The 22,748-nt window shown below is 73.8% G+C and carries 18 protein-coding genes and 1 other RNA gene; 12 read left to right on the top strand and 7 right to left on the bottom strand.

The window, feature by feature from the left end; translation table 11 throughout:
- Positions 1–205: 205 nt before the first annotated feature.
- From ACFYS8_RS22620 to ACFYS8_RS22605, 4 genes are all read left to right on the top strand, one after another.
- Positions 206–1,117, top strand: a complete 912-nt coding sequence (locus ACFYS8_RS22620) for a carbohydrate ABC transporter permease (protein WP_387643385.1) — start codon at positions 206–208, stop codon at positions 1,115–1,117.
- The gene (locus tag ACFYS8_RS22615) at positions 1,114–1,998 is read left to right on the top strand and encodes a carbohydrate ABC transporter permease (RefSeq protein ID WP_387643384.1); all 885 of its coding nucleotides are present in this window, start codon (positions 1,114–1,116) and stop codon (positions 1,996–1,998) included. The genes ACFYS8_RS22620 and ACFYS8_RS22615 overlap by 4 nt, the downstream gene beginning before the upstream one ends.
- A gap of 68 nt (positions 1,999–2,066) precedes the next feature.
- Entirely contained in the window at positions 2,067–3,452 is a 1,386-nt protein-coding gene (locus ACFYS8_RS22610) for an ABC transporter substrate-binding protein (protein ID WP_387643382.1), read from the top strand.
- 202 nt (positions 3,453–3,654) lie between these two features.
- Positions 3,655–4,626 (top strand): hypothetical protein, encoded by a 972-nt coding sequence (locus ACFYS8_RS22605; protein ID WP_387643380.1) that lies wholly within the window; start codon positions 3,655–3,657, stop codon positions 4,624–4,626.
- Between the two features lie 258 nt (positions 4,627–4,884).
- Here ACFYS8_RS22605 and rnpB read toward each other — a convergent pair.
- The 3 genes from rnpB to ACFYS8_RS22590 all read right to left on the bottom strand — a co-directional run bounded on the left by rnpB (position 4,885) and on the right by ACFYS8_RS22590 (position 8,263).
- Positions 4,885–5,287: RNase P RNA component class A (gene rnpB / locus ACFYS8_RS22600), an RNA gene on the bottom strand.
- 13 nt (positions 5,288–5,300) lie between these two features.
- Positions 5,301–6,767 (bottom strand): MFS transporter, encoded by a 1,467-nt coding sequence (locus ACFYS8_RS22595; protein WP_387643378.1) that lies wholly within the window; start codon positions 6,765–6,767, stop codon positions 5,301–5,303.
- Entirely contained in the window at positions 6,764–8,263 is a 1,500-nt protein-coding gene (locus ACFYS8_RS22590; protein WP_387643376.1) for an RNB domain-containing ribonuclease, read from the bottom strand. The genes ACFYS8_RS22595 and ACFYS8_RS22590 overlap by 4 nt, the downstream gene beginning before the upstream one ends.
- Before the next feature lie 194 nt (positions 8,264–8,457).
- Here ACFYS8_RS22590 and ACFYS8_RS22585 point away from each other — a divergent pair, with 194 nt between their 5' ends.
- Both ACFYS8_RS22585 and yaaA read left to right on the top strand, forming a co-directional pair.
- Positions 8,458–8,877, top strand: a complete 420-nt coding sequence (locus ACFYS8_RS22585; RefSeq protein WP_387643374.1) for a DUF3995 domain-containing protein — start codon at positions 8,458–8,460, stop codon at positions 8,875–8,877.
- A 121-nt stretch (positions 8,878–8,998) separates the two neighbouring features.
- Positions 8,999–9,799 carry a peroxide stress protein YaaA gene (yaaA, locus tag ACFYS8_RS22580; RefSeq protein ID WP_387643372.1) on the top strand — a complete coding sequence of 267 codons (801 nt, stop codon included), beginning with the start codon at positions 8,999–9,001 and terminating at the stop codon, positions 9,797–9,799.
- A 21-nt stretch (positions 9,800–9,820) separates the two neighbouring features.
- On the opposite strand, the gene ACFYS8_RS22575 is transcribed toward yaaA, so the two are convergent.
- Genes ACFYS8_RS22575 through ACFYS8_RS22565 form a run of 3 tightly spaced genes read right to left on the bottom strand, consistent with a single transcriptional unit; the run spans position 9,821 to position 12,586 of the window.
- The gene (locus tag ACFYS8_RS22575; protein WP_387643370.1) at positions 9,821–10,966 is read right to left on the bottom strand and encodes a bifunctional RNase H/acid phosphatase; all 1,146 of its coding nucleotides are present in this window, start codon (positions 10,964–10,966) and stop codon (positions 9,821–9,823) included.
- 5 nt (positions 10,967–10,971) lie between these two features.
- Positions 10,972–11,715 (bottom strand): zinc ribbon domain-containing protein, encoded by a 744-nt coding sequence (locus ACFYS8_RS22570; RefSeq protein WP_387643369.1) that lies wholly within the window; start codon positions 11,713–11,715, stop codon positions 10,972–10,974.
- Positions 11,716–11,749: 34 nt separating this feature from the next.
- Positions 11,750–12,586, bottom strand: coding sequence for a Nif3-like dinuclear metal center hexameric protein (locus tag ACFYS8_RS22565; protein ID WP_387643367.1), 837 nt, complete (start codon positions 12,584–12,586; stop codon positions 11,750–11,752).
- Positions 12,587–13,015: 429 nt separating this feature from the next.
- On the opposite strand from ACFYS8_RS22565, the gene lanL reads away from it, so the two are divergent.
- From lanL to ACFYS8_RS22545, 4 genes are all read left to right on the top strand, one after another.
- Positions 13,016–15,865 carry a class IV lanthionine synthetase LanL gene (gene lanL, locus ACFYS8_RS22560; protein ID WP_387643365.1) on the top strand — a complete coding sequence of 950 codons (2,850 nt, stop codon included), beginning with the start codon at positions 13,016–13,018 and terminating at the stop codon, positions 15,863–15,865.
- A gap of 103 nt (positions 15,866–15,968) precedes the next feature.
- On the top strand, positions 15,969–17,822 hold the full coding sequence (locus ACFYS8_RS22555) for an alpha/beta hydrolase family protein (protein WP_387643364.1): 1,854 nt from the start codon (positions 15,969–15,971) through the stop codon (positions 17,820–17,822).
- Positions 17,823–17,984: 162 nt separating this feature from the next.
- Positions 17,985–18,128 (top strand): VenA family class IV lanthipeptide, encoded by a 144-nt coding sequence (locus ACFYS8_RS22550; RefSeq protein WP_387643362.1) that lies wholly within the window; start codon positions 17,985–17,987, stop codon positions 18,126–18,128.
- 892 nt (positions 18,129–19,020) lie between these two features.
- Entirely contained in the window at positions 19,021–19,173 is a 153-nt protein-coding gene (locus ACFYS8_RS22545; RefSeq protein WP_387643360.1) for a hypothetical protein, read from the top strand.
- Positions 19,174–19,291: 118 nt separating this feature from the next.
- Here ACFYS8_RS22545 and ACFYS8_RS22540 read toward each other — a convergent pair whose 3' ends face one another.
- Positions 19,292–20,371 carry an alcohol dehydrogenase catalytic domain-containing protein gene (locus ACFYS8_RS22540; protein ID WP_387643358.1) on the bottom strand — a complete coding sequence of 360 codons (1,080 nt, stop codon included), beginning with the start codon at positions 20,369–20,371 and terminating at the stop codon, positions 19,292–19,294.
- A 199-nt stretch (positions 20,372–20,570) separates the two neighbouring features.
- Between ACFYS8_RS22540 and ACFYS8_RS22535 the strand changes: the two genes are divergently transcribed.
- Positions 20,571–21,878, top strand: a complete 1,308-nt coding sequence (locus ACFYS8_RS22535; protein ID WP_387643356.1) for a M48 family metalloprotease — start codon at positions 20,571–20,573, stop codon at positions 21,876–21,878.
- A 132-nt stretch (positions 21,879–22,010) separates the two neighbouring features.
- Positions 22,011–22,670, top strand: coding sequence for a class I SAM-dependent methyltransferase (locus ACFYS8_RS22530; RefSeq protein ID WP_387643354.1), 660 nt, complete (start codon positions 22,011–22,013; stop codon positions 22,668–22,670).
- The last annotated feature ends 78 nt before the right edge of the window (positions 22,671–22,748 follow it).

The following is a 22,748-nucleotide window of genomic DNA, read 5'->3' as shown; positions in this document are numbered from 1 at the left end:
TCCTACCGGCCGGTAGACCTGACGGAACAACGGCTGCGCGAGGGCGCGGAACAGACAGTGACGGGGTGGCGACAGCCGTCCCCTCGGATGTGACGCGAACGCGTAAACTGCGCGACACCCTCCGCTCACCCTCTCCTCGCCGACCCGTCGTTCGAGGACGACACGGTTTGGCCGGAACCAACGTCACGAAAGGCGGACGCGCACCATGCCGACCGCATCAAGCCCACCCGAGCCACGGCGCCGTCTCGGCGAGCACGGGCTCGCCTGGGCCTTCCTGCTGCCCTCGGTAGTGGTCTTCGCGCTCTTCATCGTCTATCCGCTGGGGCGCACCTTCTACCTGAGCGCACACGCCAACGACCTGTTCGGTGCGCCCTCCAAGTACGTCGGCATGAAGCACTACACCGACCTGCTCTCCTCGGCGGACTTCCGCAACACGCTGGTCACCACCGCGCTGTTCGTGCTGTTCACGGTGGCCCCCGGAGTGCTCGGGGCGCTGCTGCTGGTCCTGCTGATGGAGGGTCGGATCCGCGGCGTGCGGCTGCTGCGATCCGCCTTCGCGCTGCCGTTCGCGTTCTCGGTGGCGAGCGCCTCGGTGGTCTTCTCGGTGTTCTACAACCCCGCCAGCGGTGTACTCAACGGGCTGCTGTCGCACCTCGGTCTGGGCCCGGTGGGCTGGTTGACCGACTCCCAGTGGGCGCTGATCTCCGTCGCGATCTCCACGATCTGGATGAACCTCGGATACAACGTGCTGGTGCTCTCGGCCGGCATCGGCTCGATCCCGGGCGAGATCACCGAGGCCGCCCGGCTGGACGGCGCGTCCGGCTTCCGGCTGGCCCGCTCGATCACCATTCCGATGCTCGGCCCCAGCCTGTTCTTCCTGGTGGTGATCTCCACCGTGAACGCGCTGCAGAGCTTCGGCCAGATCCACATCCTCACCAAGGGCGGCCCGGACGGCTCCACCCGCACCCTGGTCTACTCCGTGTACGAGAAGGCGTTCGCCTACGGCTCCAGCGACTTCGGCACCGCCAGCGCGCAGGCCGTGGTGCTGATGGTGGTCGTGCTGTGCTGCACCGCCGTGCAGTTCGGAGTCCTGGAGCGGAAGGTGCACTACGCATGACCACCCTCACCAAGACGCCCGCCGTCGCCGAGCCCGCCCGCACCGCCCGCCCGCCGCTGCGGGTCCGCGACACGCTGGGCCGGGTCGGGGTCTGGGCAGTGCTCGCCGTGGCCGTGCTGACGGTCGCCTTCCCGGTCTACTACGTCTTCGCCGGCGCCTTCATGCGCCCGGACGAGATCGCCAGCTACCCGCCCGCGATGATGCCGCACTCGCTCACCGGGGAGAACTTCTCCGGCGCCGTGCACGCCATCCCGCTGTTCCGCCAGTACGGCAACTCGATGCTGGTGGCGGGCCTGATCACGGTGGCGCAGCTGTTCACCGCGGTGCTCGCCGCGTACGCCTTCGTGTTCCTGCCGATGCGCGGCCGGAGCATCGTGTTCGGCCTGTTCCTGGCCACCCTGATGGTGCCGTGGGAAGCCATCATCATCCCCAACTACCTGACGCTGTCGGACTGGGGCATGGGCAACACCTACTTCGGCCTGGTGCTGCCGTTCCTGGCGTCCGGCTTCGGGACGTTCATGCTGCGGCAGTCGTTCCGCCAGTTCCCGGGCGAGCTGCGGGACGCCGCCCGGATCGACGGGGCCGGCCACTGGCGGTTCCTGTGGCGGATCCTGGTGCCGCTGAACAAGCCGGCCCTGGCCGCGCTGGCCATCTACGTCTTCCTGTCGTCCTGGAACCAGTACTTCTGGCCGCTGATCATCACCCGCACCGCCAACATGCAGACCCTGCAGATCGGCCTGACCTCGCTGCGGGACTCCGAGATGACCGACCCCGGCCTGATCATGGCCGGCGTGGTGCTGTCGCTGCTGCCCACGCTGGCGCTGGTGCTGTTCGGCCAGCGGTTCATCGTCCGCGGCCTGACCGCGGGCGCCGTCCGCTGACGCACCGCCACTTCGCTCCGCCCGCACCACCGCTCCCGGTACCAACCCTCGCAGAAGAGAGAGAACCCGTGAAGAGAAGTGCCCGCGCGCTCGCCGCGCTGCTGGTGTCCGGCCTGGCCCTGACCGCCTGCAGCTCGAGCGGCTCCGGCGGCTCCTCCGACGAGTCCGGCGCCCCGGCCGCCTCCGCGCTGGACCAGGCGTCCGGTGTGACCAGCATCGAGTTCTGGCACTCGATGACCGGCAAGAACGCCGAGCAGCTGACCGCCCTGGTCAACCAGTTCAACGCCGCGCACCAGGGCAAGATCGAGGTCAAGCCGCTGTTCCAGGGCACCTACGACGACCTGATCGCCAAGTACAAGGCCTCGGTGCAGCAGAAGGCCACGCCCGCGGTGGTGCAGGTCTACGACATCGGCACCCGCTTCATGATCGACTCCAAGCAGACCGTCCCGGCGCAGGCGTTCGCCGACAAGGACGGCTACTCGCTGGACGACCTGCAGGCCAACATCCGGAACTACTACTCGGTCGGCGGCAAGCTGCAGTCGATGCCGTTCAACTCCTCGATGCCGCTGCTGTACCTGAACGACGACGCGTTCAAGGAGGCCGGCCTCGACCCGGCCAAGCCGCCCACGACGCTCGCCGAACTCGGCGACATGGCCAAGCAGTTGACCAAGAAGGACGACAGCGGCAAGACCGTCCGGTACGGCTTCGGCGCGGCCATCTACGGCTGGTTCGTCGAGCAGCTGCTGGCCGAGAACGGCGCGCTGTACTGCGACGCCGACAACGGCCGCAGCGGCAAGGCCGGCAAGGTGGCCTTCGACTCCGCCAAGGGCGCCGAGATCGTCCAGTGGTGGGCCGACCTGGTCAAGGGCGGCTACGCGGCCAACACGGGCCGTCAGACCCCGGACGCGCAGGCCGCGTTCAAGGCCGGCACGGTCGCCATGCACCTGGAGTCCACCGGCGTGCTGCGCGGCTACACCGAGGCCGCCAAGTTCACCGTCGGCACCGCCCAGTTCCCCAAGACCGCGGCCGGCGACCAGGGCGGCCCGATCATCGGCGGCGCCTCGCTGTGGATCTCCGGCCCCGGCCACTCCGACGCCCAGAAGCGCGCCTCCTGGGAGTTCGAGAAGTTCCTCACCGCCCCCGAGCAGCAGGCCGTCTGGCACACCGGCACCGGCTACTTCCCGGTCAACTCCAAGGCGCTGGACCTGCCCGCCGACAAGGAGTGGGTGGGCAAGTTCCCGCAGTTCCAGACCGCGATCGAGCAGCTGAAGGCCACCAAGCCGACCACGGCCACGGCCGGCTGCCTGCTCGGCGTCATGCCGCAGGCCCGCAAGGGCGTGGAGACCGCGATCGAGCAGACCATCGCGGGCACCAAGACCGCCCAGCAGGCGCTCGCGGACGCCGCCAAGGAGCTCCAGCCCGCCATCGAGAGCTACAACTCCTCGGTGGGCTGACCCTCCGCCAGCATTGCCCGAAGAGCCCGTCCGCACTCGCGCGGACGGGCTCTTCGGCGCTGTGACGAAGGTCTGCTGACGATTCGTACGAATATCCCTCGCGAGTAACCCACCCCGCCTGCAACACTGTCCGCGGCTGGGTGTATGAATTCTCCGCTGGATTCATCACGGGCTCCAGCCATTTCTCTTCGAGGGGGGACCCATGCGTAAGAGCACGTTCACTCGTGCCGCCGCGCTGCTGATCGCAGCCGGTGCCATGACGGCCGTCGCGGTTCCGGCGGCCTCCGCCGCTCCGGCGCCCAAGGGCAAGATCAGCACCAAGGCCGTGAAGACCGCGTCGACCGCGCGCACCATGCCGAAGGTCGCCGCGCAGGCCAAGACCGCCAAGGCCGCCCCGCAGGGCGTCATCGTCACCCCGACCTACGCCCTGCTGAACCCGGGCGACAGCCTGAAGCCGGGCGACAGCGTGAAGGTCGGCTACAGCACCCTGACGATGCAGACCGACGGCAACCTGGTCCAGTACTTGACCGCTGACAACGGCAAGCAGATCCAGGTCCTGTGGTCCAGCAAGACCTGGGGCAACAACGGCGCCTCCGCCGTCATGCAGGCCGACGGCAACTTCGTCATCTACAAGCAGGACGGCGTGAGCGCCGTCTGGTCCACCGGCACCTGGAACAAGACGAACGCCGTGTTCGTCCTGGACGGCGGCGAGCTGCTGGTCGGCAACTCGAACGGCGGCACCCCGTACTGGCGGAACGACGCCGGCTTCTTCCCGGACTACGTGAACGGCCAGTACGTCGACTCGCCGGCCGACAACCTGAAGGGCACCGGGCAGTACGGCCAGGCGATCTTCGCGAACAACTGGCTGGAGTCCAGCACCACCATCCTGATCCAGCAGGCTGACGGCAACCTGGTGCTCTACCGCAAGAAGGACGGCGGCGTCATCTGGGCGGCCAACACCCAGGGGCACCCGGGCGCGCTCACGGTCCAGGACCCCAGCGGCGTCTTCGGCGTGGCCGACGACAAGGCCGCGTACTGGACCAACGGCACCTGGGACAACCCGGGCGCGTGGACCCGGATCCAGTCGGACGGCAACATGGTCACCTACCGCGCGGGCAGCACCCCGACCAACGGTAGCGCGCTGTGGTCCACCAACACCTGGGGCAAGGCCTGACCTACCCGCGGGCCCGCTGGGCCTGAGGCGGTCCGGTAGCAAGTGAGGGGCGGTCACCGAAAGGTGACCGCCCCTTCGCCGTGTCCGAGGTTGAAATGTCCGCGCCGAAACAACTCGACAGCGAATTGGCGGTACGCCGACGAATCGACATTCGGACAGCGCTTTGCCCATTCCGGAAAGCCGATGGCGAAAACACGGAGAGTTGGCACACGATCACGCGGGCACGCATTCGGCGTGCGGCGGAGAACCCGAAGGCGGCGGACGAGTCGGCCTGTACGCCGGGTTCTGTCTCCCGGGGTGCTTGCGCGGCCCGGGGAGGCGGCCATCCATCTAGGGCTGCCGTTGCCGACAGCCTCGTGCGGTCTACCCGCGAGCTCGGGCGAGCAGCCCTCGAACACCCGCGCACGACACCCGAGGGTGTCGATCTTGACCTTGCTCCGAGTGGGGTTTACCGAGCCGGCCGAGTCACCTCGGTCGCTGGTGGTCTCTTACACCACCGTTTCACCCTTACCCACCGCCGAAGCGGTGGGCGGTCTACTTTCTGTGGCACTGTCCCGCGGGTCACCCCGGGTGGGCGTTACCCACCACCCTGCTCTGTGGAGCCCGGACGTTCCTCGGCGGGCCCCCAGAAGGGACCCGACGCGACCGCCCGGCCGGCTCGTCCGCCGTAAGGGTCATGGTAGCCGCTCCACGGAGGCTCCCCGTACCCCGCCCGGGACCTGGCGGTCGAAGCGGGCCGCCACCCGGGCCGCCGTGCCGGCCGCCCACGGGGTGGTGGTGACCAGGCCGAGGACGAAGACGGTCAGGCCCAGGCCGGCCACGATCCACCAGCCGGCGTGGGTGGCGAGCGTGAAGCTCCCGGCCGAGGCGACCGCGCCGGCCACCACCGAGCCGATCACCGCGACGCCCAGCGACTGGCCGACCTGCCGGCTGGTGGAGGCCACGGCGGCGGCCACCCCGGCCTGGGCCAGCGGCATGCCGGAGACCGCCGAGTTGGTGATCGGCGCGTTCACCATGCCGAAGCCCAGCCCGAACAGCGCGTACGCGGGCAGCAGCAGGAGGGCCGAGGAGTCGGCCGTCAGCCCGGTCAGCAGCACCCCGCTGGCGGCGATCGCCGCACCCGCCACCAGCAGCGGCAGGCGCGGGCCGCGGCTGCCGACGATCCGGCCGGACAGCGGGGCGGTCAGCAGCGTCAGCCCGGCCATCGGCAGCGTCCACAGGCCGGCCACCACCGGGGTGTAGTGCCGCACGTTCTGCAGGTACAGGGTGTTCAGGAACAGGAAGCCCGCGAGCGCCGCGAACGCGCACACCGCCGTGACGGTGGCCCCGGCGAAGGGGGCGCTGCGGAAGAACCGCGGGTCGATCAGCGGCTCAGGCACCCGTCGCTCCCAGAACGGGAACACCAGCAGCGCGGCGAGCGCCACCCCGGCCAGCGCCAGGATGCCCGGCGAGGTCCAGCCGTGGCCCGGCCCCTCGATGATCGCGGCGGTGCCGCAGCCCAGCATCAGCACCATCAGCAGCTGGCCGACCGGGTCCAGCCGGCGGGCCCGCGGCGCCCGGGACTCCGGGACGTAGCGGTGCGTCAGCACGAAGGCCGCCAGCCCGACCGGGATGTTGATCAGGAAGATCGACGGCCAGCCCGCGCTGTCCACCAGGAACCCGCCGATCAGCGGACCGAGCGCCATGCTGATGCCGACCACGCCGCCCCACACGCCGATCGCCTGCGCCCGCTCCTTCCGGTCGGTGAAGATGTTGGTGATGATCGACATCGCCACCGGGTTGAGCATCGACCCGCCGACCGCCTGCACCGCCCGGAACGCGATCAGCCAGCCCAGGCCCGGCGCCAGGCTGCACAGCAGCGAGCCGAGCACGAACAGCAGCAGCCCCGTCCGGAACACCCGGCGGCGGCCGATCCGGTCCGCGATCGACCCGGACAGCATCAGCAGCGAGGCCAGCACCAGCGTGTAGGCGTCGATCACCCACTGCAGGCCGGACGCGGGCGCGCCCAGGTCGCGCTGGATGGCGGGCAGCGCGATGTTCACCACGGTGTTGTCCAGGCCGACGATGAACAGGCTCAGACAGCAGATGGCCAGGACGATCAGCCGGCGGCGGCGGTCGGGAGCAGTGCTCGGTCGGCTCATTCCCCGATCATCGCACCGGCCTCGGCAGCCCCCGAAGGCCCTTGTGCGTCGGGCACCAGCGCGAACCGGACAGCCCGGGCGACCGGGTCGGCCAGGGTGAGCCGGACGGTCACCCGGCGGCCCAGCGGCAGCCGGTCGGCCGCGTCGCACTTGGCGACCACCGCGGGACGGCGCAGCTGCACCGTGCCGGTGCCCGGCCGGCGCTCGTCCACGTCGATCACCACCGCCCGGAAGTCCTCGCCCACCCGGCCGCGCAGCAGCTCCGCCTCCACCAGGTCCACGCAGGCGCGCTCCACCGCGTGCGCGCGGCGGTCGCCGCTGCTCATCCGCGCGGGCACCAGCGGCAGGGCGTCCCGCACCCAGCCCGGGACATCGGTGCCGCCGGCCACCGCGAGGCAGACCTCCAGCGCGTACCGGTCGCCGAGGCGGCGCAGCGGCGCGGTGCAGTGGGCGTAGGGGGCGGCCAGCGCGGCATGCCCGGGGTCGGCGGGCGGGACGGTGCCGCGGGCGGTGTCGAACGCGTGGTAGCCCGCGCCGCGCAGCAGGCCGGTGCACTCGTTCAGGAACGCGGCGTCGGCGGTGCGGGCCGGGTCGAGGGAGCGGATCAGCTGCGGGTAGGGCAGCCCGTCCGGCCAGGGCACCTCGAGTGCGGCGGCGACCCGGCGCAGCCGCTCGAAGGCGGACTCGGGGGCGGTGGGCAGGGTGCGCAGCAGGCCGATCTCGGCGTCCAGCATCAGCTCGGCGGCGGCCATGCCGGTGAGCAGCGAGAGCTGGGCGTTCCAGCCGTCGGCGGGCCGGGGCGCCCGGTAGCGGAGCCGGTAGCCGCCGTTGACGGCCTCCACCTCCTGCTCGGGGATCGGCAGGCTGACCCCGCCGCGGGCCTCTTCCTGCGCCTCGCGGAGCCGGCCGATCTCGGCGAGCAGGGTGAGCTGCTCGTCCGCGCCGCCGGCGTCGATCCGGCCCTGGACGGTGGCGTAGTCCAGCCGCCGTCGTGAGCGGACCCGGGCCCGGCGCACGTCGGCCAGCAGCAGCGCTCCGTCGGCGTCCAGGTCGAGCTGCCAGAGCAGGGCGGGCCGCAGTTCGCCCGGCAGCAGGCTGGCCGCGCCCTCGGAGAGCCGGGCCGGGTGCAGCGGCACGTTGCCGTCCGGGAAGTACAGCGTCTGGACGCGCCGGCCGGCCTCGGTGTCGATCGCGCCGCCCGGCGAGACGTAGGACGCGACGTCCGCGATCGCGTAGTGCACCCGGTAGCCGCCGCCGCGGCGGGCCAGGTGGATGGCCTGGTCGAGGTCGCGGGAGCCCGGCGGGTCGAGGGTGAACAGGTCGAGGTCGGTGGCGTCGAACTCGGGCAGTCGGGGCAGCGAGGCAGCCCGCTCGGCCTCCGCGAGGACTTCCGGCGGCCAGTCGGTGCGGATCTCCAGAAGGCTTCTGAGGTCGGCGAGTTCGGTGTTGATCCTGGCGGTCTGGGCGGCCCGGACGCTGAGCTTTCGGCGCGGCATGGTCGCAGCGTAAGGCGCAGTAGCGTGGTTGGTGCACCCGGACCGGCCGTGAAACCGGCGGCGGTGCACGGGGATTGGCCGTGGGAAGGGGCGGGGCCGTGACAGCTCGGACGGACAAACGGCAGTGGGTGGCGCCGGGTTCGGAGTGCCGGTGCTGCGGGGACGGGACGGACGCGACCGGAGGCGGGCGCGGGGTGCGGGCCACGGCGACCGCCGTCGCGGGCACGCTGGCCGCCGTCGGCGCGCTGCACGCGGTGTGGTCCCGTTCGCCGTGGCCGTGCCGGGACCGCGAGCAGTTCGCCGACCTGGTGGTCGGCGTCGCCCCCGACCGACTCCCCTCCGCCGGAGCCTGCCTGGCCGTGGCCGGACTGCTCGGCACCGGCGCCTACCTGGTCGCCGCCCGCGGCGGAGTGCTGCCCCCGCTCGGCCCGCGCCGCCTGCGCACCGCCGGTGCGGCGGGCGTCGCCGGCGCCCTGCTGACCCGCGCCCTGGCTGGCCCGTTCGCCTTCGCCCGCCGCACCCCGGACTTCGTCCGCCTGGACCGCCGCGTCTACGCCCCGCTCTGCCTGGCCCTCGGCACGGGCGCGGCGGTGGTCGCCGCCCGCGGGCGGTAGTTCGCCGGAGCACGGCGGAAACCACACCGCACCGCAGTGCGGACGGTCGCGGATTCGGGGTGCGGACCCGCTGGTCGTTAGGGTTGACCGGGTCTGTTGTGGGTCGTTGAAGGGTGTTGCCGTGCTGGTTCTGCTGCCGCCGTCGGAGGGGAAGGCCGCGCCGGAGGCGGGTGTGCCGGTGGAGGTGGCGGGGCTCTCGTTGGTGGGGCTGACCGGGGCGCGGGAGAAGGCGCTGGCGGCGCTGGTGGAGCTGTGTGCGGGGGACGAGGAGCGGGCGGCCGAGGTGTTGGGGCTGAGCAAGGGCCTGCGCGGGGAGGTGGCCAAGAACGCGGGGCTGTTGACGGCGGGGGCGCGGCCGGCCGGCGAGGTGTACACCGGGGTGCTGTTCGACAACCTGGGCCTGGCGAAGCTGGACGAGCGGGCGTACGAGCTGGCGGAGCGTTCGCTGCTGGTGTTCTCCGGCCTGTGGGGCGCGGTGCGGATCGGCGACCGGATCCCGCCGTACCGCTGCGCGATGGGTGTGAAGCTGCCGCCGCTGGGCGCGCTCGGCCCGTACTGGCGGACGGCGATGGACAGCGTCCTGCCGGAGGAGGCCGCGGCCGGGCTGGTGCTGGACCTGCGCAGTTCGGCGTACGCGGCGGCGTGGAAGCCGGCGGGTGAGGTGGCGGGCCGGACGGTGACGGTGCGGGTGCTGCAGGAGCGCGAGGTGGACGGGGTGCTGAAGCGTTCCGTGGTCAGCCACTTCAACAAGGCGACCAAGGGCCGTCTGGTGCGCGACCTGCTGGCCGCGGGCCTGGAGCCGTCCTCGCCGGGCGAGTTGGTGGACGCGCTGGCGCAGCTGGGTTACCGGGTGGAGGTCGCGGCGCGCGGCACGGGCCGCAAGCCGTGGCAGCTGGACGTCGTGGTGACGGACGTGCACTGACCGTCCGCCACCACGACGACGTCAGCGCAGGTGCGAGGTGTCGTTGAGCAGCCGCAGCGAGGCGTTGCCGTCGCTGTAGTACTGGACGGCGCACAGCGAGGCCGCGGAGAGTTCCATCCGGTGCACGGCGTCCGGCGGGGCGCCGAGGGCGAGCCGGACCAGGGTCTTGATCGGGCTGACGTGCGAGACCACCAGGACGGTCTTGCCCGGGTAGCGGGCGAGGATCTTGTCGCGGGCCTGCCCGGCCCGGTGGGCGAGCGTGGTGAGCGATTCGGCGCTGCCGGTGGGCTTGGCCTTTGCGGATCCGAAGAAGGCGGTCAGGTCGTCGGGGTGGCGTTCCATCACCTCGGCGAAGGTGAGGCCCTCCCAGTCGCCGAAGTCGAGCTCCCGCAGGCCCTCTTCGATCCGCACGTCCAGGCCGAGGCGGCGGGCGACGGCCTCGGCGGTCTGCCGGGTGCGCAGCATCGGCGAGCAGACCACGGCCTGCACGGTGCCGCGGGCGGCGAGCGCCTCGGCGGTGCGTTCGGCCTGCCAGACGCCCTTCTCGGAGAGGCCGGGGTCGCTGCCGGTGCTGCCGGAGAACTGCCGGAGCGGGGTGAGCGGGGTCTCGCCGTGCCGGAGGAACACCAGCGTGGTGGGGGCGCCGAGGTCGGCGGGCGCGGCCCAGCCGGCCCGGGGTGCGGGTGCGGCGGGCAGCGGCTCGTCCACCACGGGGGCGGCGGCGGCCCGGGCCTTGGGCTCCCACTGGCGGCCGTGCTTCCCGGCGTCCATCGCCTCGTTGGCGAGCCGGTCGGCCTCCTTGTTCTTCTCCCGCGGGATCCAGGTGTACTCGACGTTGCCGCGCCCGGCGACGCCGCGGGCCTCGGCGGCGAGCGGCTGCATGTCGGGGTGCTTGATCTTCCAGCGGCCGGACATCTGCTCGACGACCAGCTTGGAGTCCATCTCGACCAGGATCCGGGCGTCCGGGTCGAGTGCGCGGGCGGCCTTCAGCCCGGCGATCAGGCCCTTGTACTCGGCGACGTTGTTGGTCGCCCGTCCGATGAACTCGGCGGCCTCGGCCAGGATCTCGCCGGTGCGGGCGTCGAGGACCACCGCGCCGTAGCCGGCCGGCCCCGGGTTGCCCCGGGAGCCGCCGTCGGCCTGAACGATGAACCGGGCTCCGGCCACCGGGGTCAGACGCCCGACTCGCCGGTGCGGACCAGGATCCGGCCGCAGTTCTCGCAGCGCAGCACCTTGTCGGCCGGCTCGGCCTTGATCGCGTTGAACTCGGTGATGGAGAACTCGGTGCGGCAGCCCTCGCAGCGGCGCTGGTACAGGCGGGCCGCGCCGACGCCGCCCTGCTGCTCGCGCAGGCGCAGGTAGGCCTTCATCAGGTCGGCGGGGATGACGTTGGCGACGGCCTCGCGGTCGCGGCGGACCTTCTCGACCTCGCCGTCGATCTCGGCGAACTTGGCGTCGCGGCGGCCCTCGGCCTCGGCGACCACGACGGCGGAGTGCTCCAGGCGGGCGGTGAGCTCGGTGACCCGGGTCTGCGCGGACTCCAGGCGCTCCATCACCTCCAGCACGATGTCCTCCAGGTCGCCCTGGCGCTTGGCCAGCGAGGCGTTCTCGTGCTGGAGGTTCTCCAGGTCCTTCGGCGAGGTGACCGCGCCGGAGTCCATCCGCTGCTGGTTGCGGGCGGACCGGGCACGGACCTGCTCGACGTCCGCCTCGGCCTTGGTCTGCTCGCGGGTGGTGTCGCCGAGCTGGGCCTGGGCGGCGACCACCAGGTCCTTGAGGGCGGTGTGGTCGGCGGTGGCCTTGTCGATCTCGACGTGCTCGGGCAGGGTGCGGCGCCGGTGGGCCAGCTGGTCGAGACGGGAGTCGATGGCCTGCAGGTCGAGCAGGCGGATCTGGTCGGCGGGCGCGGCGTTCACGCGGGATGGCTCCTGTGTGTGGGTTCGACGGGTGTCAGGGGGCGTACGGCATCGGCGCGTGCGCCGTCCACGGGTCGGTGACCCGGGTGGAGATGCGGGTCTCCAGTGGCCAACCGCGGTCGGTGGCACGGCTGGTGAGCTCGCGGGCGGCGAGGGTGAGCCAGGGCCACTCGGTGGCCCAGTGTGCGGCGTCGACCAAGGCGACGGGTGCCGCCTCGGTGGCCTCGGACGCGGGGTGGTGGCGCAGGTCGGCGGTGAGGTAGGCGTCCACGCCGGCCTTGCGGGCCTCGGCGAGGAAGGAGTCGCCGGAGCCGCCGCAGACCGCGACCCGGCGCACCTGCTGCTCCGGGTCGCCGGCGGCCCGGACGCCCGCCGCGGTGGCGGGCAGTCCGGCGGCGACCTGGGCGGCGAACGCGCTCAGCGTCATCGGCTGCGGGAGTTCGCCGATCCGGCCGCTGCCGCGGCGTCCCGCCGGGTCGGTCGGGTCGGCCACCAGCGGGCCGGTGACCTTCAGTCCGACGGCCTCGGCGAGGGCGTCGGAGACGCCCGGGTCGGCATGGTCGGCGTTGGTGTGCGCGACGTGCAGCGCGATGTCGTGCTTGATCAGGGTGTGCACCACCCGGCCCTTGAAGCCGGTCGCGGCGACCGTGGTGGTGCCGCGCAGGTAGAGCGGGTGGTGGGTGATCAGCAGGTCGGCGCCCCACTCGACGGCCTCGTCCACCACGGCCTGCACGGGGTCGACGGCGAACAGCACCCGGCCCACCTCGGCCTCGGGATCGCCGCAGACCAGGCCCACCGCGTCCCAGGACTCCGCCCACTGCGGGGGGTAGATCTCTTCGAGCACGGCGATGACGTCGGACAGTTTCGGCACCTGTCGAGACTACCGCGTGCCACGGCCCCGCCCGGCCGGGCCCGTCCACCACCCACCCTGCGGACGACTCGCACACCTGAGCGTCAACACGATGGCAAGCGGTAGGCGGGCGTCCGAACGGGCACTTCCGGGCGGTCGGCAGCGCCGGCGGGCCGGTGGGCACGCGGAACGCCCTGCCCAGACCCGTCAGGGCGAACGTATTCGAAAACGAATCCCGATCACCCTTAAGAGTGAAGTGACTCGTCCGGTGTTGAGTCACCCCCTCCCCGAAAGTAACTTCAGTCCTGCGAACGAGAGTTGCCTCGACCGGGGGGTCGAAAAAGGCGACCGGCCGAAATTCCCGGCGGAATTCGACCGGCGCGGGCGAGCCTCTCGTGAACTTCCGCAGACCGCGATCGGTCGAGTCCACCACGAAGGGGTGTGAAGCAGATGGGGGCGGGCACACCGCTGCGCAGGACAGGGGGGCCGGTACCGGTCGACGACGAGCCGGGGGCGGACGGCACGTTGGTGGAGGTGGCGCGGGCGGCCGTGGCCGGCAGCCGGGCCCGGGGCGGAGACGGCGACTGGACGATCGCGGTCGAGGGCTTCTGGTGCACGGTCCGGCCGCCCGGCCGCGAACTGCCCGAACAGGGCTGGAAGCTGCACGTCGCCGCCGCCTCCCCGGTCGGGGCCGAGGTGCTGGCCGCGGTCGCCGCGGTGATCGCCGAAGACCCTTGCGCCTTCAAGTTCACCGCCGACCGGGAACGCCTGCACGAAATCAATTCCCGCAACAGCGACCGGGCTTCGGCCGGGAAATTCATCACCGCCTATCCGGACGGCGACGAACAATTCCGCCGGCTCGCCGAGGAACTCCACCGGGCCACCGAGGGAATGCCCGGACCGGCGATTCTCTCCGACCGCCCGTACCGCCCCGGCAGCCTGGTGCACTACCGCTACGGCGGCTTCGCAGGCCGCGCGCTGCTCGGCAACGACGGCGCGTACCGCTCGATGCTGCGCGGCCCGGACGGCGAGTCGGTCGAGGACGTCCGCACCGCGTCCTACCGCTGCCCGCCATGGGTGGTCGACCCCGTCGAGGGGGCGGGATCGACCACCGACACGGGGGCGAGGACGGGCGGGCGCCGGGCCGGCGTGCTGTTGGACGGCCGCTGGGCGCTCACCGCCGCGCTGCGGCACAGCGCCAAGGGCGGCGTGTTCCTGGGCACCGACCCGGCCACCGGCGCCGAGGTGGTGGTCAAGCAGGCCCGCGCCCACATCGAGGTCGACCGGGCCGGCACCGACGCCCGCACGGCACTGCGGAACGAGGCCGAACTGCTCGGCCGACTGGCCGACACCGGGTTGACGCCGCGGATGCACGCCCTGGTCGAGCAGCAGGACTCACTGTTCCTGGTCCAGGAGCGCATCCCCGGCCAGGCGCTCGGCAGCTGGGCGGCGGCCCGGCTGCGGCGCGACGGCGCCCCCGACGTCCCGTGGGCCGAGGCCGGACCGCTGGCGCTGGCACTGCTCGACCTGGTGGAGCGCGTCCACGAGCAGGGGCTGGTGCTGCGCGACCTCTCCCCCGGCAACGTGCTGGTCCGGCCGGACGGCACCGTCCGCCTGGTCGACCTCGAACTCGCCGTCCCCCCGGGGACACTGGCCGGCACCGCCGGCACCCCCGGGTACCGCGCCCCCGAGCACGCCGGCCCGCAGCGCACCGACCTGGCCGACCCCCGCGCCGACCTGTACGCGCTCGGCGGCCTCTACTTCCTGCTCGCCACCGGCCACGACCCGCTGCTGCCGGACGACCGGCCGCTCGCCCGCCCCGTCGCCGAACGCCTCGGCCGCTGGCTGGCACCGGCCGCCCGCGAGGGCCTCACCGCACGCCGGCTGGCACCGCTGGTGCTCGGGCTGCGCGCCGAGGAGCCCGAGCGGCGGTGGAGCCTGGCCCGGGTCCGGAAGGAACTCACCGCGCCCACCGGGCAGGCCCACGTCCCGGGCCCGGTCGGCCCGGCCACCCCGCCACCGCTGGACCGGCTGCTGCACGACGGTCTGCGTCACCTGGCGGCCACCGCCACCCCGGAGCGGCGCGACCGGCTGTGGCCGGCCGTCACCTCCGGGCAGCTCACCGACCCGTGCAACGTGCAGCACGGCGCCGCCGGTGTGCTCGCCGTGCTGGCCCGGGCGAGCCTCGCGCCGCTGCCGGAACCCGTCCGCGAACAGGCCCGGGCCACCGCCCGGGCGGCCGCCGAGTGGATCGAACGGCGCTGCGCCGCCGAACCCGTGGTGCTGCCCGGCCTGCACTTCGGCCGCTCCGGCGCCGCCTGGGCGCTGTTCGACGCCGCCGACGCCCTCGACCACCCCGGCCTCGCCGAACGGGCCGCCGCGATGGCGATGAAGGTCCCGCTGGTCTGGCCCAACCCGGACATCTGCCACGGCGCCGCCGGGGCCGGGTTCCTCCAGCTGCGCGCCCACCGCGCCACCGGGGCACGCCAGTTCCTCGACCGCGCCGCGCACTGCGCCCGCACCCTGCTGGCCGCCGCCCGCGCCGAACCGTACGGGACGGTCTGGCCGGTGCCCGCCGACTTCGACTCGGCGCTCGCCGGGGCGGTGCACCTCGGCCACGCCCACGGGGTGGCCGGCGTGGGCGCCTTCCTGCTGGCCTGCGCCGAACGGCTGAGCGCCGACCCCGAACTGTCGGACTCCGCACGGGAGTTGATGGCCGGCGCGGAGCTGGCCGTACAGACCCTGGAAGCCACCGCGCGGTGGGACGGCGAGGCCGCGTGGTGGCCGCAGAGCCACGGCGACCCGGCGCACGTCCGGCTGGCGCACTGGTGCAGCGGCTCCTCCGGCGTCGGCACCTTCCTGATCCGGTTCTGGCAGGCCACCGGCGACGACCGGGCCCGCCGACTGGCGCGGGCCGCCGGCCGGGCCGTCCTGGACGGCCGCTGGCACAGCGGGGTCTCCGCCTGCCACGGCCTGGCCGGCAACGGCGAGTACCTGCTCGACCTGGCCCGGGCCACCGGCGAGAGCCGCTTCCGGCACGGCGCCCACGAGCTCGCCCGGCTGATCGCCGCCCGCGCCGCACTCCGCGACGGCCTGCTGGTCCTCCCCGACGAGACCGGCACCGGCTGCACCCCCGCGTACGGCACCGGCACCACCGGCCCGCTCGCCTTCCTGCTCCGCCTGCGCCACCCGGGACCGCGCCTGTGGTCCGACCCGGAGCCGTACCGAGCAGGCACTTTGACGCCACCTCAACTCGACACACCGGAGTTGAGCGGGACCGCGACGGGAGGGCGGCAATGAAGAAGTGCGCCGAGCCGCGGCTCGCCCTGCCCCGACGCTGTCCGGGCCGTCAACTCCCGCCCACCACCCGACCGTTGCGCCACCGTTCGGCAGGAGGTCCCCGATGAGCACGGCGACTGTGCGCACCGCGCCGCAGGCGTTGCGGCGACTGAGTTTCACCTTCGCCGGGAACGGCTCGCACGCGGCCTGCCTGGCGGCCGGGGCCGACGGCGCCTGGCAGGTGGAGAGTTGGCGGCTGCCGGAGTACGGCGAGGCGGCGCCGGTGGTGCTGTCGGCGGGGCGGGCGGAGAGCCTGCACTCGCAGCTGGCCGCGCTGCCGGACGGGCGGGTGCTGGTGTGCCGGCACGACGGCGACCGGCACGCGCTGGTGCTGCTGTCGCCCAGGGAGCCCGAACTCCCGCTGGCCGCCATGCGGTTGCCGGGTCTGCGGATGCTGGCGATGCCCGGCCCGGCCGGGGCGGCGGGCGCACCGGTCGCGGTGCTGCTCGGCACCGACACCCGCCCGGTGACCACGGTGTGGCTACTGGCGGCGGACGGTTCGGCGCCCCGCGAGGTGGCCGAGCTGCCGGGGCTGCACGGCGGCGGGGTGTGGCTGGACGCGACCGGCCGGCTGCTGGCGCTCGACCGGGTGGCCGACGGGATGGTCAAGACCGTCGTACTGGATCTCCAACTCGGCTCCACCACACCACTGTTGGAGCTCGGCGGGACCAGCAACGACCGGCTGGTGCTGTTCGACCCGGCGACGGGCTTCGGGATGCTGCGCAGCGACGCGCCGGGCGCGGACCGGCTGGGCTGGGCGCTGATCGGCGGTGCCGAGCCGGTGCGCTTCCCCGACTGCCTGCACCAGCCGGGCCGACTGCTGCGGCCGATCGCGCTCGCCCCGCCCGCGCCGGGCGCGGAGCCCCGGGTGGTGCTCCAGGTCGATCACGGCGCGGCGTCCTCGCTGGTGCTGTGGCAGCCGGGCAGCGGGCGGCTCGACCCGCTGGCGGTGCCGCCGGGGCGGCTCGGCGCGGTCGGGCACTGGTCGCCGGCGGGCCTGCGGATGCCGTACTCGGCGCCGGACCGCCCGGCCGCGCTCGCCACCCTGGACGTGGACGCGCTGCTGCCGGGCACGGCACGGCCGGACGGCTGGCGGCTGGACGGCTCGGCCGGGCCCGGGGACGGCAGCCGGTGGCAGTCGGCGCGGTGCGTGGAGCTGGCCGGCCCGGCGGGGCCGGTCGAGGCGGTGGTGTACGGCGGCGAGCACTGGCTGTCCGCCCCGCACCTGGTGCTGGCGCTGCACGGCGGCCCGGCGGACGCCTGGCGGCTGGAGTTCGACCCGGCGCTCCAGCGGATGACGGCGCAGGGCCTGGCCGTGCTCGCCCCGAACCAGCGCGGTTCGACGGGCTACGGCACGGAGTTCGCGATGGCGATCCGCGGCGCGTGGGGCGGCCCCGACCTGGACGACGTACTGGCGCTGCTGGAGGGCGTGGCCGGGCAACGGGCTGCGCTGGGTCTGGAGCCGCCGGCCCTGTTCGGTGTCAGCTACGGCGCGTTCCTGGCGCTGCTCGCGGCGGCGCACGCCCCGGCGGGGACGGTGTCGCGGTGCGCGGTGGTGGCACCGTTCCTGTCCGGCGCCCGCCTGCTCGCGGAGGCCTCGCCCCCCGTCCGGGCGCTCACCACCCGGCTCGGCGGCGACCTGCCGATCGACGACGCCCGGGGCCCGCGCGACGTCCTGCTCCTCGCGCACCGGCTGCGCACCCCGCTGCTGGTGGTGCACGGGGACCGCGACGAGGTGGTGCCGGTCGGTCAGTCCCGGCTGCTGCGGCACGAGTTGCTGCGGCTCGGCCGGGCCGAGGGCGCCGACTTCCGCTACGTGGAGGCGGCGGGCGCGGGGCACGAGGTGCTCGCCGAGGAGGGCGCGGCCGTGCTGCACGAACTGCTCGCGAGGTTCCTGCGCACCGGCAGACCCGCCTGACCCGCCTGTTCAGCAGAAGATTTCCCGCCGCGCGCGGGAGCCCGCCGGCCTGCCCGGCTGCGGCCCGGAGCGCGATCGGCGGGGCCGGACCTGCGACGGGATTTCCCGTCGCGGTCGTCGGACACGTCCGTGCCCGACGAAACAGATAGGGGAGGAAACACCATGGAGAACATGACCGCGTTCGAGACCGACCTCGCCGCCCTGCAGGAGCTGCCGGAGGTGGAGTCGGTCGAGCTGGGCGGCCACGGCGACGGGTGCCAGCTGACCTGCCTGGCGGTGACCTGCCTGCTCTTCACCATCGCCTGACGCCCAGGCGCCCGGCCCGGGTCGTGTCCGCTCCCGTTCGCGGGGGCGGGCACGGCCCTCGGCCGCCCCGCCCACCCGTCCTGGTTCCCTCACATCTGCCCGGAGTTGACTCGTGCGAGGCTGGTGGTCGGTCGCGCTGACGGTGTCGGTACCGCTGGAGGCGGCGACGGCACTGGCTCTGCCCGGGTCGGCAGGTGTGGTCCTGGACACCCTGGTGGCGGGGCGCCCCACGGGTCGGGCGATCGCCGGACTGGCGGCCCTGCTGGTGCTCGGGGCGGCCGCGTCGACACTGGCCCGGGCGGCCGGTCCGGCGGATCCACGAACTTCCTTGCTGCGTAAGGCAACGGCACCGGCCGCCTCGGCGGGCGCGGTGCTAGGGGCTGTCTTCAAACCCGCGTCGCAGCCCCGCGGCGTCTGCACGTCTTCGGACGCCATGGCCGGACGGCGCTGCTCCTCACGACGGTGGAACTGACGGTACTGGGCACGACCGGCCGGCTGGTGGCGGCCGATGGACTGCCCGTCGGTGCGGTCGCCGCGGCGACGGGCTGGGTCGCACTGGGCCTGGGCCTGGTCGACCGGGCAGGCCTGCGGTGGACGGACGGGGGCGTGTCCGATGGTGGCGAACGGGCATCCCGGACATTCAGGTCGATCGCCGAACGGATCGTTGCCGTCGGCCACTTGACGACAGCACCGCCGGGTGCGGGTTTCGGGGCGCGACGCGCATGGTTTGGGTAGGCTCCGATTCGATCCGGCCGTTATCGTGGCCCCGCGCGGGCCGACCACGATGGCGGCCTGCTTCCTGCTGTCCGGGTCCCTGGCACACCGGTGCGCCGAGGCGTACCGGTGCACCTTTTCGCAGAGACCGCCCATTCGCACGGAGAAGACTGACCAGATGTCCGAGTCCATCGACGACACCACCGAGCACGACCACCGCGCGCCCGGCGCCGACGAGAGCGCCGACGGCGTGGCTCACGGCCGGCACCGGGGCACCACCGCCAACGACGACAGCGCGGACGCGGACCCGCACGGCCGCCACCGGCGCTGACGTTCGGGCCGTCGCGGGCCGGACGGCCCGCCGCACGACCACCTCGCACCGCCGACGCCCCCGGCCCGTCACCGTCCTGACGAGCCGGGGGCGTCGGCCGTTCGAAAGCCGAAGGCCGTCAGTCGACCGTGAGCACCGTCCGCAGTGCCTCGCCGCTGCGCATCTGCCGGATCGCCTCGTTGACCTCGGTGAGCGGCAGCCGGTGGGTGATCATTCCGGCCAGGTCGAGCCGGCCGGCCCGCCACAGGTCGATCGCCCGGTCCGCGGTGCGGCGGACGTCGCCGCCGCCGTACATGGACGGCAGCAGGCGCTTCTCGTTGAAGAACAGTTCGCCCAGGCTGAAGGAGACCCGGTCGTCCGCCGCGCCCGCGCCGATCACCACCACCGCGCCGCCGCGCCGGGCGGCGTCGTAGCCGGCCCGGACGGTCTCGGAGCGGCCGACGGCCTCGAAGACGTAGTCGAAGCCGCCGCCGGGGACGCCGCGGGCGGCGGACTTGAGGTCCTCGGGGGCGATCGCCTCGGTGGCGCCGAAGCCGAGTGCCCGCTCGCGGCGGGAGGCCACCGGGTCGACCACGGTGATCCGGGCGGCGCCGCAGATCCGGGCGCCCTGGACGGCGGCGATGCCGACCCCGCCCGCGCCGATCACGGCGACGGCCGAACCGGGCTCCACCCGCGCGGTGTTGACGGCGGCGCCGAGTCCGGTGGTGACGCCGCAGCCGATCAGCGCGGCCAGGTCGTACGGCAGGTCGGCGGGCACCGGCAGCAGGGTGTCGGCGGCGACCACCAGTTCCTCGGCGAAGGTGCCGGTGCTGTAGAAGCCGTACGCGTCGGTGTCGCCGCCGATCCGGAACGTCGGGGTGGAGAGCCGGCGGAGCGAGGCCACGCACAGGTGGCTCCGGCCGCTCCGGCAGGCGGGGCAGTCCCCGCAGGGCGGCATCCAGCACAGCACCACCCGGTCGCCGGGCGCGAGCCGCGTCACGCCCTCGCCGACCTCGACCACCTCGCCGGCGCCCTCGTGGCCCGGCACGAACGGCGCGGGCTGCGGCAGCACGCCGGACATCGCGGACAGGTCGGAGTGGCAGAGGCTGGCGGCGTGCAGCCGGACCCGGACCATGCCCGGTCCGAAGCCGACCGCTTCGACGTCGTCACGGACGTCCAGGGTGTCCTGTCCGGTCTTGTGCAGGATCGCTGCGCGCACGGGCTGCTCCTGGGGTGAGGGCCACCGCGCACGGGTGACGACCCGGCGGCGGCGAAGGGCGGACGAGGGGGTGGAACACGTTCCACTACGGGCCGCCCTCTGTATAGCGCATCGACCTCCCCGCGCGGCAGCCCACCAACGGCCACCAGGCCGGAAACCGCTTTCCCGCCGCCTCCCGCCCATGGCATGATCCGCCGCCATGTCCACCACCGACGCCCTCGCCGACAGACCCGCCGCCGGATCCGCCGCCGCCGGATCCGCCGAGCGCTGCCCCGACTGCCGGTCCGCGCTCGCCGTCAACGAGCGCTTCCCGACCTGGTGCCCGAGCTGCGAGTGGAACCTGCTGCCGCCCGAGCCGGCCCCCACGAACCGGACGCCACGTCAGCAGCGCGCGGCGGAGCGGGCCGAGCGCCGCAGGGAAGCCGCCCGGCGGGACGTCAGGGAGCGCTCCGAGCAGGTGTTCAATCTGGTGTCCGCGGGCGGCTCCGACCTGCGGGACGGCTCGACGACGGCGGCGTTCGTGCTGGCCGGGGTGGTGCACCTGGTCTCGCTGACGGTGCTGCTGCTCGGGCTCGGCCTGCTCACCGGGCTGCTGCTGCCGGGCTGGCCGGGCCGACTGCTCGGGGTGATCGCGCTGGCCGTCGCCTTCCAACTGCGCCCCCGGCTGGGCCGCCCGGCCCGCGACGGGGTGCTGGACCGCACCGCCGCGCCCGCCCTGTACGCGCTGGTCGACCGGATCTCCGAGGAACTGGGCGCGCCGAAGGTCGACTCGATCGCGGTCGACGGCGAGTGGAACGCCTCGTTCGCCGTGCTCGGGCTGCGCCGCCACCGGCAGTTGACGATCGGCCTGCCGCTGTGGACGGCGCTCGCCCCGCAGCAGCGGGTCGCGGTGCTCGCCCACGAGATCGGACGCTGCGTCAACGGCGACCGTCGGCGCGGCCTGTGGAACGGCTCGGCGCTGGGCGCCCTGGTCGAGTGGTACCGGATGACCGTGCCGAGCCCGACCCGGACCCAGCGAGGCCTGATCGGCGTGCTGGTGGTGCTCGCCGAACTGGTCGCGAACCGGGTCCTGTGGGTGCTCAACCGGGCGGTGCACGGGCTGACGCTGCTGATGAACCGGCTGTGGATGCGCGCCGGACAGGCCGCCGAGTACCGGGCCGACCTGCTGGCCGTCCGGCTGACCTCGGTCGCCGACACCCGGGGCGCGCTGACCGCGTTGCTGCACCGGCAGACCTTCGAGACGGTGCTGAACCGTCAGCGCACCGTGCCTCCGCGGCGGACCGGCAGCGGCCGGGACGCCACCCCCGACCTGTGGCAGTCGCTGGCCGAGGCCGTCCGCACCGTCCCGCGCTGGAGACCGAGCGCCGCGTGCGCGCGGCCGCCAGGCTGGCCGAGGCCGTGGACAGCACGCACCCGCCGACCTACCTGCGGCTGCGGATGCTCACGGCCGCCAAGCCCGAGCAGCACCGGCACCCCGTGGTGCTGGACTCCGGCCGGGCCGCCCTGATCGAGGCCGAGCTCGCCGCCCGCCGCGAGCGGATCGCCGTCGACCTGCTCTGACCGGTCGGCCCGCGAACGGGCGTTCCTACCATCCAGTAGGGTCCTGGTCAGTCCCCCACCAGCCCGGCAGGAGCGCCCGATGACCGACCTCGACCCCGCGGCCCCGGCCACGCCCGACCCGCAGGTGCTCGCCGCGTTCCGCGCCGCCACCGGCTTCATGCCCGAGGACGAGGGCCTGGCGCTGTACGCCGCCGCACTCGACGCCGCCGGACGCACCGGGCTGCCGGTGCTGGAGATCGGCACCTACTGCGGACGCTCGGCGATCCTGCTGGCCGACGCCGCCCGCCGCACCGGCACGGTCGCCCTCACCGTCGACCACCACCGCGGGTCCGAGGAGCAGCAGCCCGGCTGGGAGTACCACGACCCGACGCTGGTCGACCCGGAGGTCGGCCTGATGGACACCCTGCCGCGCTTCCGCCGCACCCTGCACGCCGCAGGCCTCGAACCGCACGTGGTCGCGCTGGTCGGCCGCTCCCCGCAGATCGCGGCGGTCTGGCAGGGCCGGCTGTCGCTGGTGTTCATCGACGGCGGGCACACCGACGAGCACGCCACCGGCGACTACCTGGGCTGGGCCCCGCACCTCGCCAAGGACGGCCTGCTGGTGGTGCACGACGTCTTCCCCGACCCGGCGGACGGCGGCCAGGCCCCGTACCGGGTGTACCTGCGGGCGCTGGACGAGGGATTCGAGGAGATCTCGGTGACGGGCTCGCTGCGGGTGCTGCGCCGCGCGACGTCCTGACGCACCGCGACCGACCCGCGATTCGCCGATTTTCCGGCCGTGACCGGGAACGATCACGGCCGCCGCGGCGTCGTCCAC

It is taken from the genome of Kitasatospora sp. NPDC004615, from assembly GCF_042873545.1.
Taxonomy (GTDB): domain Bacteria; phylum Actinomycetota; class Actinomycetes; order Streptomycetales; family Streptomycetaceae; genus Kitasatospora.
Note: the sequence above shows the minus strand (reverse complement) of the source record. Positions and strands in the feature narration are given on the sequence as shown.

What these genes read in the sequence shown, in the direction of transcription:
- ACFYS8_RS22535 (WP_387643356.1), top strand. Translation starts at nt 20,571, where the DNA reads ATGTCCACCACCGACGCCCTCGCCGACAGACCCGCCGCCGGATCCGCC.
- ACFYS8_RS22605 (WP_387643380.1), top strand. Translation starts at nt 3,655, where the DNA reads ATGCGTAAGAGCACGTTCACTCGTGCCGCCGCGCTGCTGATCGCAGCC.
- ACFYS8_RS22545 (WP_387643360.1), top strand. Translation starts at nt 19,021, where the DNA reads ATGTCCGAGTCCATCGACGACACCACCGAGCACGACCACCGCGCGCCC.
- ACFYS8_RS22590 (WP_387643376.1), bottom strand. Translation starts at nt 8,263, where the DNA reads ATGCCGCGCCGAAAGCTCAGCGTCCGGGCCGCCCAGACCGCCAGGATC.
- lanL (WP_387643365.1), top strand. Translation starts at nt 13,016, where the DNA reads ATGGGGGCGGGCACACCGCTGCGCAGGACAGGGGGGCCGGTACCGGTC.
- ACFYS8_RS22615 (WP_387643384.1), top strand. Translation starts at nt 1,114, where the DNA reads ATGACCACCCTCACCAAGACGCCCGCCGTCGCCGAGCCCGCCCGCACC.
- ACFYS8_RS22595 (WP_387643378.1), bottom strand. Translation starts at nt 6,767, where the DNA reads ATGAGCCGACCGAGCACTGCTCCCGACCGCCGCCGCCGGCTGATCGTC.
- ACFYS8_RS22555 (WP_387643364.1), top strand. Translation starts at nt 15,969, where the DNA reads ATGAGCACGGCGACTGTGCGCACCGCGCCGCAGGCGTTGCGGCGACTG.
- ACFYS8_RS22550 (WP_387643362.1), top strand. Translation starts at nt 17,985, where the DNA reads ATGGAGAACATGACCGCGTTCGAGACCGACCTCGCCGCCCTGCAGGAG.
- ACFYS8_RS22620 (WP_387643385.1), top strand. Translation starts at nt 206, where the DNA reads ATGCCGACCGCATCAAGCCCACCCGAGCCACGGCGCCGTCTCGGCGAG.
- ACFYS8_RS22530 (WP_387643354.1), top strand. Translation starts at nt 22,011, where the DNA reads ATGACCGACCTCGACCCCGCGGCCCCGGCCACGCCCGACCCGCAGGTG.